The sequence below is a fragment of the Mycoplasmatota bacterium genome, assembly GCA_018394295.1.
Lineage (GTDB): Bacteria > Bacillota_I > Bacilli_A > Haloplasmatales > Haloplasmataceae > JAENYC01.
Map to the genome: position 1 here is coordinate 361,678 of CP074573.1, position 17,736 is coordinate 379,413.

The window sequence follows — 17,736 nt, forward strand, 5'->3', positions numbered from 1 at the left end:
TAATAAATACTAAAATACCACCATCATTAACTGATACTGGAATTTCAGAAATTAACATAAAAATTTATGTCCCATCTAATTATGTTATTCTTTATAAAACTGAATGGCCACAGTATGCTAGTATTATTTATCCAATTCAATAATTGATTTGAAATGATTACTTTATAATTACATTTTTAGGGTAGAATGAAAACATGAGTAATATAATAATCATTTTATAATTCTAGATTAAATTTTCAAGAATATAAATTTAAAATCCTCAACTAAGATAATCTAATTGAGGATTTTTTTTCATTCTCGTAATGTCACTACGCCTACTTAAGAATAGTAATGATAGTAGAATTTAAACCAAGATATTTGTATTTTTTAATCCAAATTTGTCAAATTATGGTAGAAATTGTCAAACTTTTCATTTATAATTGAAAGTATAATTCATTATGAGGAGGATTTGATGGAGGAGAAGAAGAAATTTAAGCTTAAAACCCTATTTTTTATGATACGAAGTATTTTAAATGCTTCACCTATCCTTTTTCCACTGATGGTCATACTGAGTATTATTTCTATAGGGATTTCAGCATATGCACTCTTTGTTTTAAAAGATGCTACAAATGCGGTAGTTGATTTAGTAAGATTAAATACGACATTCAATCAAGTTATATTTTTTGTATTGTTGTATTTACTGATTGAAATACTTTTCAATCAATTTCTACAATATATCTCTGATATTACTGAAAGACATTATTATAAGCAAGCAGACAGATATTTTAGAACAGTATTATTGTATAAACTAGGCAAATTACCTCAAGTAAATATGTATGATAGTGAGGTCTATAATAAATATCAATATACATACACCTATTTATACATGTTTCAACAACTTCCTTGGCATTTAATACGTTTTTTAATTAATTTTTCATTATCCAAACTTCTTTATTTAGGGATTATATTTTCCTTTAATCCAATAGTTGGATTATATTGTACGTTTTTATTTGCGATAAACATTATGACAAGTATATTTGTGACAAGTAAGCAAGCAGAGGTTGATAAGGAACAAGTCTTACCAACTAGAACTAAAAATTATTACCATTCTTTAGTATCAACTAAAGCAACAATCAAAGAAACTAAAATTAATCGGTTAGAATCTTATTTTTTTAAGCGATTTAAAGAACTTTATTTATCTGTTAGAAATGCTCACTTTAAAGTGAATAAAACTGATACTTGGATCAATCAAATCATTAGTACGTTTAATTTTCTTTTTAATAATGGATTAACCTTTTTACTGTTATACATGGTTTTTAAAGATAAGATTAATATTGGTGAAGTGACATTGATTCAAGCAGCAGGGACTTCTTTAATTTATGCTGCTTGGCAATTTAAACGTCCAACTAAATATATTGTTCAATTTGTTAAATATGCACCAACCATGTTAGAAATGTTGTATCCTTTAACTAAAGAAGAAAGAAAGGATATGAAAGAAAAAGATTATCCTCCATTTGAATTAAAATATGGGGAATTAAAAAATATTGTTTTAGATAATGTTAGTTATCAATATCCATCGAGTGAAGAAAATGTGGTTAAAAGTATTTCTTTGTCAGTTAATCAAGGTGAAGTGATTTCTATTTTAGGTTACAACGGTAGTGGTAAAACAACAACATGTAAATTAATTAGTGGAATTTTAACACCTACAGAAGGTAAGGTATACTTTAATAATCAAGATATTGAAACATTAGATAAAGATGACTATTACAATTATTTTGGAATTGGCTTTCAAGATTATGCAAAATACAGTTTATCGTTAAAAGATAACATAGGTTTTGGAAGAATTGAGGATTTAGATAATAAAGATATGCTTGAATCTGCCGTTAAGAAAACGAATCTTACGAATATTATTGATAAACTTCCAAATGGTATCGACACATTTTTGGGGAAAGAGTATGACCATCAAGGGCAAGACTTGAGTGGTGGACAGTGGCAAAGAATTATTTTAGCTAGGGCCTATATGGGAAGTCCTGAAATCTTAATTTTAGATGAACCAACAGCTTCTATTGACCCATTTGAAGAAGAAAGAATGCTTGATGAGTTTCGTTTAGCATTAGAAAATAAAACTGCCATTTTGATTTCTCATCGAATTTCATTTGCACGATTAGCTGATAAAATAGTGATGATGAAAGAGGGGGAAATTGTTGAGATGGGAAGTCATGAAGAATTAATTTTGAAAAAAGGTTATTACTATGAACTCTTCTCTTCACAACAAGAGCTTTATCAAAGTGAGCTAACTATTTAGAATGCAAGTGTTTTTTAATAAAAATTTTAAAAAATATTTTCTAAATAAATAAGTATGCTAAAAAGAACTCAAGGAACTTTGAGTTTTAGATCTTTGATAATTTAATATGTTAATGATTAGTTACATAAGCTGTATTATATTTCAATATAGAATATATGGTTCTTATAACTTTCTTTCCTACATGGCTTAATGCAACAAAATGGTGTTTACCTTCATTAATCTTTTTTTGATAATATTTAGAGAATTTTTCATCTGAATGAATGATTCTATTAGATACATGATGTATTGCATAACGCATGTATTTTGAGCCTCGTTTTGACATTTTCGAATTACTAGATTCAAATTCACCAGATTGATAAATAGATGGTTCAGCACCAATAAAAGCAACTAGTTTATCTTCACTAGAAAATAATGAAATATCGCCAATACCGGCAATTAATATTGCTCCTGTTGTATATCCAACGCCAGGAATAGAAAGAATTATAGAAAAGTGTTTATCCATTATTTCTTTTATGTAGTTATCGTATTGATCTAGTTGTGAATTTAAAAACTGAATTTTCTCAACAATTAATCGGATTTCAAAAGCATAATATGAAGCATCATCGCCAATAGATTCTTTCGCTAATTGTTTAATTAATTTCGCAGTGGTTAAATAGTGATGGCCCTTAGAATGCTTAAGAAGATTAGATAACGCATCTATACGTGTGTTTTTGATTACAGAAGGAATAGAGTAGGTTTTTAATAATTCTAATGAACAATTTATATATAAGTTACTAAATACAGTTTTATATTCTGGAAAAGCATAGTCAATTAGATTAGATAATTGAATTTTAGTTTGAGAAATCTCTTTAGTTAATCTAATTCTGTGACGTGTTAATGACTTTAGTTCTTCGGCATGGTATAATTTTCTTGTATAGGGTTGGAAGTCTTTCCAATTTCCTTGTAGAAATTTACAGATGGCTTTTGCATCGGTTTTATCTGTTTTAGTTTTACGAACAGATGAAGCTTTCTTAGCCATACTGGTTAAAAGTGGATTAAATAAGTAAACATCAAATTGTTGGTCAAAAAGATAATTCAGTATGTTCTTAGAATAATGCCCTGTAGACTCTAATCCTATACGCACATAATTATCATTAACTAACTCTTTAAAGTCATTAATAACTTTAGAGAGTTTTTTAAAACCCTCAATATCATTAGTAATCGTAAATACATCACAGGGAACTACTCCGTTGTGATCAGTAATAAAGCAATCATGTTTTTTCGAAGCAACATCAATACCTACATAAATCATGATATATAAATCCTCCCATATAAATAGCTATTACTAGTAGCGTGTCACTACAAACTTTATAAATGTAACCTCGCTATTGATAAACAGTCTATTCGCTGTAACTAACTAATTAACATATTAAATAAAGCTGTAGCTATAAACTCACTAAAACAGTCTTATAAGCTGTAAGGTGACAGAAAATAGTCTACTAGTTATTAAATATAATTATAATATAAAAAATGTAGTTACAGCAAATTATGACTGTAATTACATTATACGAGGTGATAGATGATGAAAAATAAAAAATCCAATTTTTTGAAACTATTACCAATGGTTTTTAAACAAGGAATTAAAGATGGTAAAACAGGATTTGTTCTTTTACATCTATTAGGAATAATTGTTAGTGCTTCCTGGTATTTTAGTTTAAGAGTACCAGAAATTACCACAAACATTGCCTACAAGTTCATTACTAAAGAAAACCTAGACTTTGTTGAAACCATAAAGCCTTTATTTATATTAATTAACATCCTATTAAGTTTTCATTTTGTATCAATTATTAAGCGATTGCTTAGTATTTATGTTACACGAAATATAAAAACAAATTATGAGCTTGGCCTAGCAAGAAAATTATCTAAAATGACTTGGGAAAGTTATGAAACACATGAAGTCAACTTGAAAATTGAAATGGTTAAAAGAGATGGTGTTAATTCCTATATGGCTATCTCACTTGATTTAATCACTTGGCTTATAAATACAGTTTGTGCTTTTATTATTTATGTGTTAGTTGTTATTCGAATTAGTTGGTTAATCGGTTTTCTTTTTCTTTTAGCTTCAATCATTTATATAATAATAGGCGTATACTGCGGAAATATAGTTTATAAAACCCATCGTAATAATGATGGAATCTATAAAAGAAGATCTTATTTATATGGATGTAGTAAAAGTAAAGAGGCTCATCAAGATGGGATTGTTAATAGACTTTATCACCATTTATCAAAAAGATGGCGTAAAATGAACGATGACTGGATGAATGATACAATAAAAGCACAATCAAAAATTGAAATTTATAATTTAATCCCAAGTTTTATATTTGCTTTAATCGCTGGTAGCTTACTGTTTATTGTTGTTAAAGAAATTCAAGCAGGAAGACAAGAAATAGGTTATTTCACTTTGATTATCACAACTATAATAAACTTTCGAGGGACACTTTACAGTTTATCCACAAATATTCAGTGGTATCAAAAATATTTTAATGTATTTCAAGATTATTTAACGCTTATGAAAGTTGAAGAAGAATTACCAAATACTAATAAATTATTAAGGAATAATTTTGAAATAACTTTTAATAATGTATCGTATGTTTACCCACAATCTGAACATAAAGCATTAAATCATCTTAATATTGATATTAATTCTCATGAAACAATCGCAATTGTTGGTGTTAATGGAAGTGGGAAAACAACCTTTGTAAATATATTGATGGAATTATCTAAAAAATATCAGGGGGATATTTTTGTTAATGATCAAAATATTAATGACACAATTGGTATTTTACGAAATAGTTGTAGTTGTATTTTCCAAGATTTTTTAGAGTATCAGTTTAGTATTAAAGAAAATATTGCTCTTGGTGATCTATCTAGAGACTTAACTGATGAAGAAGTATGGCGTATTTTAAATGATGTTGGTTTAGCTGAATCTGTTAAGAAATTACCAGATGGTATTCATTCAATGTTAGGTCAAATTAATAAAGGAACGGAATTATCTAAAGGACAGTGGCAACGTTTAGCTGTTGCAAGATTATTAGCTAACAAAAATTCAAAGATTTGGATACTCGATGAACCAACAGCTTATCTAGACCCAATTGGAGAAATTGAGATGTATAATTTCATCTATAAACTTAAAGGTAATAGAACGGTCATTTTTATTTCACACCGTTTAGGATTTGCGAAGAAAGCTAACAGAATTATTGTATTTAAAGATGGATCTGTGATAGAAGATGGAACACATAGTGAATTAATGAAAGATTCAACTAGTGAATATGCGATAATGTATGACAAACAAAAGAAATGGTATGAATAATGGCTAATAAAACCCTCATTTAGAAATCTAAATGAGGGTTTCTTATAAGAAATAATTTATTTAAACAATAAATTGAATTATTTACTGCATGATAATTAAAACTAGTGTATAATGTAACTATATGGTAGATATTTTTGATTAGAAAAGATTTGAATAACATCAAAAATAGATGTTAACAAATATAATAATAAAAGAAAGGTGGGGGAATCTGTTATCAATTTAAGTATAAAAAAGTAAATAGTTGAATAGGGAATATAATAAGAGTTGATGTCTTTTTGGTAACGGATACAATGAATATGATTAACAAATTAAATATTTTTTTAAAGAAAGCTTTTATATATATACTTTATATTATTATTGCTATTATTTCTATTGTAATGATAAAGGTAAAATATAATCAGGGGGATTGGCAATACCCATTTAATATATTTACTGATGCAACAGTGGGAGCAGCTTTATTGTTATTTTCGTTAGTAGGTATTTTAATTGAATTATACATATCTAAGAAATTATCACTAATTATATCCAAAACAAAGATTTTGATATCAAGATTTCGATTCGAATTAGTAGTTTTATGTATTTATATATTATTGTTTTATTTGACTTTCAAATTTTCATTCTTAGTAAATTTGATAGTAGTCGGAATTGTTTTGATTAGTAGAGTTACATTTATTGGAATCAAGGAAAAGGAGAAAATTTATTTTTTTCTTCCAATCGTTATCATTGTTTTATTGATTAATACCTCGTGGCTTTTTCCTACAGTTGAAGTTGATTCAAGTGTTCAAAGTTTTGAAACTATTTTATTCACTATACTCATGATGATTTCTATTTATGGACTGATTATATACAGTATTTATATTGTTATAAGAACGATTATTATTAAAAAATCTATATTAAAGAAAATTATAGTCTTTTCACATATTTTTCTTTTAATTATCTCATTAGATACTTTGACAAATCAGACTACATATCACTGTTCAAATTTTAATAATAATTGTGAAGTTGTATATGACAATTCATTTAATTATGTAATTTTAATGATATACATGATTGATTATACATTTATGATACTAAAGAGTGTAATTTATTCAAGAAAAGTGTTGAAAAAATCTTAAACAGTAAGAAATTGCAACAATATAAAAAGTTGTTAGAGGTAGAAATCACAAAAAGAATACGATAAGAAAAAGAAAGAATAATTAGAATAAATATAAAGTTAAAAAAACCTCATTTAGAAACTTAAATTAGTTTCTTTTTGAGGTCTTTTAATTTTGGATAGAAGTTATATATACAATAAATTGAATAATAAACTACATATCAATTCCATAGAATGCTGCTTTATAAATAGCTTTAACATCTTCTACAGTAGGGTTTCCTGGATTTGTTAATGTACATGGATCAGCTAATGCATTTTTAGACATACGATCTAATACTTCAACAAATTTTTCTTCAGTAATTTCAACTTCAGTTACTTCTTTGAAAGTTAAAGGAATATTTAATTTAGTGTTTAAAGCTTTTAATGCTGTAGGTAAATCTTCAACACCTAATTGTTTTTCAATATCTTTATATTTATCAGTGTATTTACGGTTGTATTGGATAATATATGGCATTAAGATAGCGTTAGCTAATCCATGAGTAACACCAAACTCTCCACCGATTTTATGAGCTAAACTATGAACTAATCCTAAAGAAGCATTAGTGAATGCCATTCCTGCTAATGCAGATGCATTATGCATAGCAAATCTTGCATCCATGTCATCTCCGTTTTCAAATGCAACAGGTAATTTTTCATAAACTAATTTGATTGCTTCCATAGCATATGGGTCTGTATAACTTGAAGCATTAGTAGAAGCATAAGCTTCACATGCATGAGCCATTACATCCATACCAGTATTTGCTGTGATATGAGCTGGCATTTTTTGAGGTAATGCTGGATCTATAATCGCAATATCAGGTGTAATTTCACCAGATACAATTGGATATTTAATATGGTTTTTAGTATCAGTAATAACAGAGAAAGCTGTAATTTCTGATGCTGTACCACTAGTAGAAGGAATAGCAATAAATTTAGCTTTATTTCTTAACTCAGGTAAAGATCCTGGAGTAATAATTTCTTCAAATTTTAATTCAGGATATTCATAGAATGCCCACATAATTTTAGCTGCGTCTAATGCAGATCCACCACCGATTGCTACAATCCAATCAGGTTCAAAATCTTGCATTGCTTTTGCACCGTTTTCTACTGTTTCAACAGATGGGTTAGGCTCAACTCCATCAAATAACGCAACTTCCATTCCTGCTTTTTCTAAATAACCCTTTGCTTGGTCTAAAAATCCGAAACGTTTCATTGAGCTTCCACCAGTAACAAGCATTGCTTTTGTTCCTTTAAGTGTAGATAGATACTCTAATGTTCCTTCTCCAAATACTATATCTTTTGGTACTCTAAACCATTGTAAATTCATATGAAGTCCTCCTTATATGTTTGTTATTTTTTTCACAAGTACATGATACCACATTGTGAAATAATTAGCAACGATTTTGATAACAATTTTCGACGTTTTTTGACATAAAAATAAGGTGGAAAAATTATCAAAATATGACTACATATATTTATAGTATATCCTCAATTTGTTTTTGCTAAATCAAAAATGTTTTAATTTGATGATAGTTAAAAAAAGGAAATTAATCATTAACAGATTTATAAATTTAATTGAATTATTGATGTTTTAGATTTATAATAATTACAAGGAAAATGAAAGAAGAAGTAATTAAATATAAGATTATTCTTAAAGATGGCTGATAAAATGTTAGGGAAAAAGATGAAATCTACAAGAAACATTCTGTTAACCATTTTTTGATTTTTACCTATTTAATAATATGCGAAATGGATGATAAATAAATATATTGTAGAATTTATAGATTATGATAATACCATTATTGACACAATAGAAGTGGAGTATGGGGAGAGTGTAGATGCACCTGATAATTTACAAAGAGAAGGTTATATTTTTACTGGTTGGGATAAATCCCTTAAAAATGTCTATACAAATACTAAAGTACATGCAACCTATATTCCAAATAATCTATTACAAGCGATTGAAGCCTTTGAATTTATTTTTGAAGAAGGAGATACAGCTTTAGGAGTTAAGGGTCAAGTAATAAAGTTTAATCAATCATATAGTGAATATATTAAGTATCATTGTATTAGTAGTGATGATTCAATCATTAGCTTTAATCCATTAGAAAATGAAGGCGTAGTAAACCATACTAGCGAAGATCAAGTCGTAAAAGTAACGGTATATGCTTCTATTGATTTAGGTAATGATTCTTATTATGAATTATCAAAAGAGATTAATATTACCGTTTTAAAAAATGAATCAATTGATTTAAAAGTTGATAAAGACCAGTTAATAGTAGAAGTAGATGAATCAATGCAAGATGCAGTTGATAAAATGTATCATTATTATGGAGAATCAGAAACGTCCTATTTATTACCATCTAAAGGAAATGTGAATTTATTAGTTATCCCAATACAGTTTCCAAATGATAAATTTACAAATAATGAACTAGCTAGAATTAATTATGGATTTTTCGGTGATGGGGACCGCTATGAAACCTTGAAATCATATTATTATAAAAGTTCATATGGTACACTTAATTTATCAGGTGATGTTCTAAAGCCTTATACAGCCCAATATAACTATAATTATTATCAGAACTATACTAGTCAAGCCAATGAAGATGCCAGTGGCGTTGACTTATTAATTGAAGAATCAGTTAGGTATTATTTACAAAATAATCCCAATCTTGATTTATCGATTTATGATTCTGAAGGTGATGGCTATATTGATGGAATTCATTTAGTTTATTCAGCGCCAATTGATTACAATTCTGAGGATATATTTTTCTGGGCAATTCAATATTACTACTTTGCGACGGCTGGTTATGAAGATTCAGATTATGTATCTTGGGATAACTATGAGATTAATTCTTATGTATTTTCTAGTGTGGATTTTTTCTATGAAGGGCATACAGAAAATGCATGGACGATTATTCATGAAACAGGACATTTATTAGGATTAGAAGATTATTATGACTATACACCTAATGAGGACCTTAATGAAGGGGGATTAGGGAGTGCTGATATGATGGATTCAAATAGTGGAGACCATAATCCATTTAGTAAGTTAATTTTAGATTGGATTGACCCAATTGTTGTTACTAAATCATGTACTGTTACGATAGATAAATTTGATACATCAGGAGATACGATAATCGTTTCAAACCAATTTGACAGTATTTTTGATGAGTACTTTATCATGAGTTTTTATACCCCAACTGGACTAAATGAGGAAAATCAATATTTAACTAAAAATGGATTGTTAATGTATCATGTGGATGCTAAACTTCCAACAAATTATGATGATTTATCAGAATACTCTTTGTATTTAGAATATAATAATTCAGACTCTGTTCATAAGTTAATTAAGATTGAAGAAGCAGATGGAAATAACAGTATTTCAAATCAATTATCAACAGCATCAAATCGTGATTTATTACAAATTGGTGATTCTTACAACTTAAAAATGTATAATGAAACGTCTTTTTGTGAAGTTAAAGTACTTTATATAACAGATGATACAATTACTCTATCATTCACTTTTCAGTAATAAATCTTAGGATTATTCACCTAACTCAGTAATGAACCAAGTTACAAATTGCAATTAATAAATATCAAATACAATAGTCACATAAATCAGAATAAACCCAGGGTTGTGCCTTTGTCTTCTGGAATTTGAAGTGATTATCTCAAGGCACACTGAGTTAAAAGGACAATTATAATACATATTATTACCAAAAATTATATAATACATTTTTTACTTTTTCTCCAGTCTATAAGTATATTAAAAAAACCATTAAATATAATTGAATTCGCTGCTTTTTATGTTAATATATATTTAATAGTATTGTACGAGGAGATTTATTATGAGAAAAATTTTAGTAATTATTTTTGTTAGTTTTTTATTCACGATTATTGTTGGGTGTAATGATTCAACAGACAATCAATACACTATAACATTTAATAGTAACGGTGGAACAGAAGTGTCTTCAATCACTCAAGATTATAATACTCAAGTAACAAAACCGGATGACCCAACTAAAGCAGGATATGATTTTGGTGGATGGTACAGCGATAGTGATTTAACACAAGAATATTCATTCACAATAATACCAAAAGAAAATATCACATTATATGCAAAGTGGATAGAATTTTCTACTGAAGGTTTTGAATTTACTGTAGCAGGTAATTATTCATTTTCAGTAAGTGGATATAACGGATCAGACACTAATATTGTGATTCCTAAATATTACAAAGGCTATATAGTGGATTCAATAGGTTCTTATGCATTTAATGAAGCAACAAGTTTAACAAGTATAACAATACCAAATAGCGTAACAAAAATAGGTTCTTATGCATTTAATGAAGCAACAAGTTTAACAAGTATAACAATACCAAATAGTGTAAAAACAATAGGTGATTATGCATTTAGCGAAGCAACAAGTTTAACAAGTATAACAATTCCAAACAGTGTTGAAAGAATTGGACATAACGCATTTTCAATGGCCGAGAATTTAACAAGCATAAATGTTGATATTGACAACTCTCAATATAGTTCTAAAGATGGAGTTTTATTTAATAAAAATCAAACATTAATTATTAAATATCCAGAAGGTAAAAAAGAAGACACCTATGTAATTCCTGACAGTGTAACAATAATAGGTCTTTATTCATTTTCCATAGCAACAAGTTTAAAAAGTATAACAATTCCAAATAGTGTAATAAAAATAGATCATGGCACATTTGCATTTGTAGAAAGTCTATCGACGGTAATATTTGAAAAAAACAGTCAATTAATAACAATACGTGATCTAGCATTTTTAGGTACGAAAAATTTAACAAGCATAATATTAACTGCTACGACTCCACCATCCATAGATGGTCTTTGTGTTTACAAAGATAAGTTAAAAATCTATGTTCCATCTGATTATGTTAGCCTTTATAAAACTGAGTGGAAATCTTATGCTAGTATTATTTATCCAATTTCAGAATCTTAATGAGTTACAATTGATGTTTCATTTAACTTAAAATTGTTTAATGAAACGTCTTTTTGTGAAGTTAAAGTGTTTGATGTAACAGATGATACGATTAGCTATCGTTCACTTTTTACTAATAAAATATTCACTAAATCTAACAATAAACCATGGAGTCAGCCTTTTGAGGGAGATGACATGGTTTATTTTATTAATTCAAAAAAACAAATGATGATGATTTAATTGGATTAAGAACAAATTAATTTTTATGGTTTGATCTACATCACACTACCCGGATAATTATTGGTTTAGTGTTGAAAATATAAATAAATTAGGTAAGATTGCCATATAACAATTTCTTAGTTTACAACGAATATCACTTTTCAAAAAAATGTATTTACAGTTAGTTCAATTTTGTTTATTATATTAAGGGTGTATAAAAAGATAAGGAGTTAAAAGTATGAGCGTTTTAACAGTAAAAAATGTAACCCATGGATATGGAGCACGATCAATTTTAGAAGATGTTTCTTTTAGATTATTAAGGGGGGAGCATGTTGCCTTAGTTGGTGCGAATGGAGAAGGAAAATCAACATTTTTAAATATTATCATTGGTAATTTAGTACCAGATGAAGGTATGATTGAGTGGTCTAGTCGAGTTAGTGTTGGTTATTTAGATCAACAATCTAGTTTAAAATCTGGGACAACGATAATGGATAATTTACGTTTAGCCTTTGATCATCTATATAAATTAGAAAAAGAAATGTTTGAATTATATGAGAAGATGGCTGAATTAGATGACATGGATAAGGCTTTAGAGGATGCTGCTGAAATTCAAAATATATTAGATAGTAGTGGATTTTATATAATCGATTCCAAAATAGAAACCATAGCTCGTGGTTTAGGATTAAGTGAAATTGGTCTTCAGACACTTGTAGATGAATTAAGTGGTGGTCAAAGAACAAAAGTATTGTTAACAAAATTATTACTTAAAAATCCAACCATCTTAATATTAGATGAGCCAACAAACTATCTAGATGTTAATCATATTGAGTGGTTAAAAAACTATTTAAAAAATTATGAAAATGCGTTTATTTTGGTTTCACATGATATTCCTTTTGTAAATGAAGTTTGTAATCTTATTTATCATATTGAAAATTGTGAATTAACTCGTTATGTTGGTAATTATGATGAATTTCTACGTTTATATGAACTGAAGAAACGTCAAATAGAAAAGGATTATAATCGTCAACAAAAAGAAATTGAGCGTTTAGAAGATTTTATCGCAAGAAATAAAGCAAGGGTCGCTACTAGAGGAATGGCAAATAGTCGTGCAAAACAATTGGCTAAAATGGATATAATAGAGAAACCACGTCAAAAACCAAAGCCTATATTTTCCTTTAAAGAAGCAAGAACACCAAGTAGAGTTTTAATTGAAGCGAATGATTTAGTGATAGGTTATGATTCACCAAGTAGAGTTTTAATTGAAGCGAATGATTTAAAAGGAAAAAAAATAGCGATTTGTGGTGTGAACGGATTAGGAAAGTCCACATTATTAAAGACAATTCTTGGGATTATTCCACCTATTGAAGGATCAGTTGTATTTGGAGATCATGTTATCTATGGTTATTTTGAACAAGAAGATCACAAAGATAACGCCAAAACAGCATTAGATGAAATATGGGATCTGTACCCATCACTAACCAATCATGAAGTTCGTCAAGAATTAGCTAAATGTGGTTTAACAACTGATAATATTTTAAGTCCTATGAAAGTACTATCGGGTGGAGAAAATGCGAAAGTACGTCTTTGTAAATTGCTTTTACGAGAGTTAAATTTACTTATATTGGATGAACCTACCAATCATTTAGATGTCGATGCTAAAGATGAACTAAAAAAAGCAATTAGCGAATTTAATGGAACGGTTATAATTGTAAGTCATGAGCCTCATTTTTATGAAAGTTTTGTAACTGATATATGGAATGTAGAAAACTGGACCACAAAGGTTGTATAAAAATAATTAAAAGCCCTGCTTCTTTGCAAGGCTTTAATTATTCTTAATTAAGAAATAATGGATTATCAGTATAAAATAATGGTGCTGAGCAATAAAAGTTTACACGATTATCACTTACATTTTCATAATCAAAATCATTAGTATGAACGATATCATTTAAACAATAACAATAAGATATATTTGAACGTTCATCAGCATCTAAAATTCTTCCCCATACATTACGTTCATAAGAATAATGTTTAACTAGGTAACCATAGTCAGTATAAGTAAAGATATTTTTATATAATAGTTTTTCATTGATATAATGATCGATTGAAGCAATTTTTGTTTCAACGGTATTATAATTAATAGAAAAACGATGAAAAGTATTATCTACAATCATACTTGTAATAACTGGTGTTTTATAGTAGGTTACAACCTTCTTTATGGGGCTAATATAAGTTTGATATTCAATGGATTTTACTTCTAATTCATCTGCGTGTGAAAACCTATTATAATAGGTTTCTTTTACCGTATCATTTGGCCATTTTTGAACGGAATAAAGGTTATGTAAAATAAATTGGTTTTCAGTATCATCATGTTTTTGTAAGCGAAATAATTCAGATGAGTCTTTCTTTACCACAATTTCTTTATTTTCGATTAAATTAGCAACAAGGTTATTTTCTTTGTTTATTTGCCTTATACCATCTTCATTAAAGACTTCATTAATATGGTTTGATGAAAATTCGATTTCATTATAAATGTTTTCAATCGTGTCTTTTTCTAGTATTGGGAGTAATGATAAATCTATATCAGTGATAGATTTAATATCTTGTTTAGTTAATACATAAGTTGTTTTTTGCCGTTTTAATAATTGATTATTTTCATAGAAATATTTATGGTCAATATAAACAATTTGATTATCTTCTTCATTAATGACACCAAAAGTAATATTTTTATCTTTTTTAGTAGTTATGTTTAGAAGTTTTGGACAGGTTCCAATATCTTGATGTTGATAGATTTTATTACCATACCAATCATAAAAAGAACAGGTTTCAAGACTTGGAGTTAAGAAATGATTGATATAGAAAATTTGTATATTTGCGATTATGACAACAATAATGATAAAAATAAACGTGATTACTGTTTTCATTAAACGATTAAACTCTAAGAAGCTTCGTTCAAAATAATAAAAATATTCCTGAGAGATATTTTTATAAAAAGTAATTAAAAAATGAATGATAAATACTGATAATAATACGAGTGCTAATACTTGATAAAAATATATTTCATAGTTTTTTGGAGCTCTATTTATAGGTCTGGAAAAGATAAAAATAGTTAAGATAATTAATAGGATCGTAACTTTAGTGCTTTTCATTGTTTCATATAATATTGACAATATTTTTTTTCCAGAAAATAAAGATTCTCTTTTTATCTTTCGATAATGTTTTAAATTATTTTTTACTGTTTTAATGTTTTTAAAAATAATAATCCCTCCCAACTTAGATTTATTCTGTTGTTTATTACAATATTTTTATTGAGATATTTAGTAATAATAATATAAAAATAGAAATCAACATAATAAATTCCTTAACTAGTATTTATCTTAAGGGGTTTTTCTTTATATGTCAACATAATTTAATAAAAATTGAATGGGATATATACCTTTTACAGATCATAATATCGACATTTTTTAAGATTCAATAAAATATAAAGATCTTATTGTTTGAAAGTTAATTAGACACAGGACTATTCAAATTATAAATGGATTTGTGAAGTATTCGTTTAAAACTATTTGTTATTGGGTAAAGTAATGTTAGTAATAAAGAAAAACAACATGCAAGCATTATTTATAATCAAAATAATTTGTTTTAATAAGATATTTGTTTTATAATGGTAATAAGGGAAAAATACAAAAATATGATTAGGAGAGAGACGATGGAAAGAATATCAATCGCTATTTACATAGACTTAGAAAATATCAATAAAAATGTTGATATTAAAGAATTAATGAATGATATCAGTTTACAGTATTCTAAAGAGGAATCAAAACCAGTATTCGCTGTTAAAATAGCATGTGGTAGAACACAAGCAATCACAAATTACAGAAGTCAGCTAGCTGAATTAAATTATGAAATAAGAGAAACACCGCATATTGCAAATAAAAAAAATCGAGCTGATTTGATCATTTCATTAGATGCATTTGAAAAGTTTTATATTGATCAACCAGATATATCATTATTTGTTTTTCTAACAAATGATTCAGATTATTCTGTTATTATGGACTTACTTAGAAAATATGGAAAAGATGTTTGGTTAGTCACAAGAGAAGAGGATGCGAAAAGAGATATATTCCAAAATAGTACAGATAATATATTAATAATTACTGAATATACATTAGAAGATAAAGCACCGTTACAACAAAAATTATTTGGTGTAACAACTGAAATTGATAGAAGAGCTGTTTTAACCATGTTAAAAGTATTTAATACATTAGACCCAGATAAAGAATATGAATTAGGTTATTTAAATAACCAATTTAATAAGCGGGATAACAGTATTAAAATGAAAAACACACAGTTTAAATCATTTAAAAGATTATATAAATTTTTAGAAGATCAATCTGTCATTAAAATTAAAAAAGAGAAAGGTGGAGATAAAGTTACTGATATAGATACTTCTAAAATAAAGGAAAATTTATAGAGATATTCATTTATATTAGATTAGTGAAGGGGCTGTAAAAAAATAGTTTTTTAAAACTATGGAGCGATACTGAACTTACACCTGTCAAGTAGACAGAAACAAAAAAAGTAAAAATTTCATTAAGCTGCTTTAAGATGGTTTCTATATTGAGTAGGGGCCATCTTATTTAATGTCCATTGATATCTCTTACAGTTATAATATCTCATATAGTTATCAACAATTTTATATAACTCATAAAAGTCTTTAGCCTGTTGATAATCACATTCATCTTTGAAATGACCAAAGAATGTTTCCATTTTAGCGTTATCAAGGCAATTACCTCTTCTAGACATAGATTGTATTATATTTAATTCTTTCAATTTATTTACATATGACGGATTTGTATAATGAACACCTTGGTCTGAATGAATCATGGTGTTTTTCAACTTTTTCTTTCCGTATTTCTTAACAAGTTGATCAATTATTTCAAGTGATAAATTTAAACTTAATCCTCTAGATAGCTTCCAAGCCACTATTTCTCTCGTACAAAGCTCTTTAACGACAGATAAATAATATCTTTGGTTACCATAGATTAAATAAGTTATGTCGGTCACAAATACAGTATCTGGCTCTTTAACATCAAACTGTCTATCTAATTTGTTTTCAAAATAATTGTGTTCCTTATTTGCCTGCATAATCCCTAAATAAGGGTTTACCTTACGTATTTCAGCTCGTATTCCATATTTCTTCATTAGTCTATAAATCTTCTTAGGATTCATGACAATGCCTTCATCGTTTTTTAAATCCATATTTATTCTTAAGTATCCATGCTTCTTATTATGTTTTAACCATGTTTTTTTTATAACTACAAAATCAGCGTAATCCTGTTCTTCTCTTTTTTGTCTATTAGGTATTGTTTTAACCCACTTATAATAACCTGATCGAGATACTTCATAATATTTACATAATAACTCAATGGATATTTTAACTTGATCTTTTAATTTATGTATATAACGGAAAATATCTTGAGTAGGCTTAATTTTAAACTCATTTCCGCTTTGTTTCACTTCCTTTCCTAGCCTGTATTCTTTTTTTAATTCTTCATTTTCTTTTCTTAGGACTTCTATTAATTTCTCTTGGATCAGTACTTTTTCATCACTAGATAATTCTATTTCTTTCTTTGGTCGTCCTGATTTGCCATTTTTATTACGACCTCTATTTTTCTTATAGAAGGATTCTTTTCCTTGTTCATCATATTGCTTTATCCACTTTAGTACATACATATCATTTTTATCTTTATTAAATGGTAGTTTATTTATTTCTGTTAATGTCAATATAAAT

The 17,736-nt window shown here is 27.5% G+C and carries 12 protein-coding genes; 8 read left to right on the forward strand and 4 right to left on the reverse strand.

What is annotated here, in order from left to right:
* Positions 1–451: 451 nt before the first annotated feature.
* A complete protein-coding gene (locus KHQ81_01475) occupies positions 452–2,284 on the forward strand; it encodes an ABC transporter ATP-binding protein (GenBank protein QVK18412.1) in 1,833 nt (610 codons plus the stop codon).
* Between the two features lie 109 nt (positions 2,285–2,393).
* Here the strand turns inward: KHQ81_01475 and KHQ81_01480 are convergent, their stop codons facing one another.
* Positions 2,394–3,575: an IS110 family transposase gene (locus tag KHQ81_01480; GenBank protein QVK18413.1), complete on the reverse strand. Its 1,182-nt coding sequence runs from the start codon at positions 3,573–3,575 to the stop codon at positions 2,394–2,396.
* 270 nt (positions 3,576–3,845) lie between these two features.
* On the opposite strand from KHQ81_01480, the gene KHQ81_01485 reads away from it, so the two are divergent.
* A complete protein-coding gene (locus KHQ81_01485; GenBank protein QVK18414.1) occupies positions 3,846–5,633 on the forward strand; it encodes an ABC transporter ATP-binding protein in 1,788 nt (595 codons plus the stop codon).
* A gap of 296 nt (positions 5,634–5,929) precedes the next feature.
* The gene (locus tag KHQ81_01490; GenBank protein QVK18415.1) at positions 5,930–6,748 is read left to right on the forward strand and encodes a hypothetical protein; all 819 of its coding nucleotides are present in this window, start codon (positions 5,930–5,932) and stop codon (positions 6,746–6,748) included.
* 192 nt (positions 6,749–6,940) lie between these two features.
* On the opposite strand, the gene KHQ81_01495 is transcribed toward KHQ81_01490, so the two are convergent.
* Positions 6,941–8,092, reverse strand: coding sequence for an iron-containing alcohol dehydrogenase (locus KHQ81_01495; GenBank protein QVK18416.1), 1,152 nt, complete (start codon positions 8,090–8,092; stop codon positions 6,941–6,943).
* Between the two features lie 426 nt (positions 8,093–8,518).
* On the opposite strand from KHQ81_01495, the gene KHQ81_01500 reads away from it, so the two are divergent.
* The 4 genes from KHQ81_01500 (at position 8,519) to KHQ81_01515 (ending at position 13,734) form a co-directional block, all read left to right on the forward strand.
* Positions 8,519–10,300 (forward strand): M6 family metalloprotease domain-containing protein, encoded by a 1,782-nt coding sequence (locus KHQ81_01500; GenBank protein ID QVK18417.1) that lies wholly within the window; start codon positions 8,519–8,521, stop codon positions 10,298–10,300.
* 316 nt (positions 10,301–10,616) lie between these two features.
* Positions 10,617–11,747 (forward strand): leucine-rich repeat protein, encoded by a 1,131-nt coding sequence (locus KHQ81_01505; GenBank protein QVK18418.1) that lies wholly within the window; start codon positions 10,617–10,619, stop codon positions 11,745–11,747.
* Positions 11,748–11,813: 66 nt separating this feature from the next.
* Positions 11,814–11,966: a hypothetical protein gene (locus KHQ81_01510; protein ID QVK18419.1), complete on the forward strand. Its 153-nt coding sequence runs from the start codon at positions 11,814–11,816 to the stop codon at positions 11,964–11,966.
* Positions 11,967–12,183: 217 nt separating this feature from the next.
* Positions 12,184–13,734: an ABC-F family ATP-binding cassette domain-containing protein gene (locus tag KHQ81_01515; GenBank protein ID QVK18420.1), complete on the forward strand. Its 1,551-nt coding sequence runs from the start codon at positions 12,184–12,186 to the stop codon at positions 13,732–13,734.
* A 43-nt stretch (positions 13,735–13,777) separates the two neighbouring features.
* Here KHQ81_01515 and KHQ81_01520 read toward each other — a convergent pair whose 3' ends face one another.
* Positions 13,778–15,214 carry a hypothetical protein gene (locus KHQ81_01520; protein QVK18421.1) on the reverse strand — a complete coding sequence of 479 codons (1,437 nt, stop codon included), beginning with the start codon at positions 15,212–15,214 and terminating at the stop codon, positions 13,778–13,780.
* A 437-nt stretch (positions 15,215–15,651) separates the two neighbouring features.
* Here KHQ81_01520 and KHQ81_01525 point away from each other — a divergent pair, with 437 nt between their 5' ends.
* Positions 15,652–16,416 carry an NYN domain-containing protein gene (locus tag KHQ81_01525; protein QVK18422.1) on the forward strand — a complete coding sequence of 255 codons (765 nt, stop codon included), beginning with the start codon at positions 15,652–15,654 and terminating at the stop codon, positions 16,414–16,416.
* 119 nt (positions 16,417–16,535) lie between these two features.
* Here the strand turns inward: KHQ81_01525 and KHQ81_01530 are convergent, their stop codons facing one another.
* Positions 16,536–17,729: an IS3 family transposase gene (locus tag KHQ81_01530; protein QVK18423.1), complete on the reverse strand. Its 1,194-nt coding sequence runs from the start codon at positions 17,727–17,729 to the stop codon at positions 16,536–16,538.
* Positions 17,730–17,736 lie beyond the last annotated feature (7 nt).

Bases quoted from the DNA above. Each gene is read 5' to 3' on its own strand.
- KHQ81_01475 (QVK18412.1), top strand. From the start codon at position 452: ATGGAGGAGAAGAAGAAATTTAAGCTTAAAACCCTATTTTTTATGATA.
- KHQ81_01480 (QVK18413.1), bottom strand. From the start codon at position 3,575: ATGATTTATGTAGGTATTGATGTTGCTTCGAAAAAACATGATTGCTTT.
- KHQ81_01485 (QVK18414.1), top strand. From the start codon at position 3,846: ATGAAAAATAAAAAATCCAATTTTTTGAAACTATTACCAATGGTTTTT.
- KHQ81_01490 (QVK18415.1), top strand. From the start codon at position 5,930: ATGATTAACAAATTAAATATTTTTTTAAAGAAAGCTTTTATATATATA.
- KHQ81_01495 (QVK18416.1), bottom strand. From the start codon at position 8,092: ATGAATTTACAATGGTTTAGAGTACCAAAAGATATAGTATTTGGAGAA.
- KHQ81_01500 (QVK18417.1), top strand. From the start codon at position 8,519: ATGATAAATAAATATATTGTAGAATTTATAGATTATGATAATACCATT.
- KHQ81_01505 (QVK18418.1), top strand. From the start codon at position 10,617: ATGAGAAAAATTTTAGTAATTATTTTTGTTAGTTTTTTATTCACGATT.
- KHQ81_01515 (QVK18420.1), top strand. From the start codon at position 12,184: ATGAGCGTTTTAACAGTAAAAAATGTAACCCATGGATATGGAGCACGA.
- KHQ81_01525 (QVK18422.1), top strand. From the start codon at position 15,652: ATGGAAAGAATATCAATCGCTATTTACATAGACTTAGAAAATATCAAT.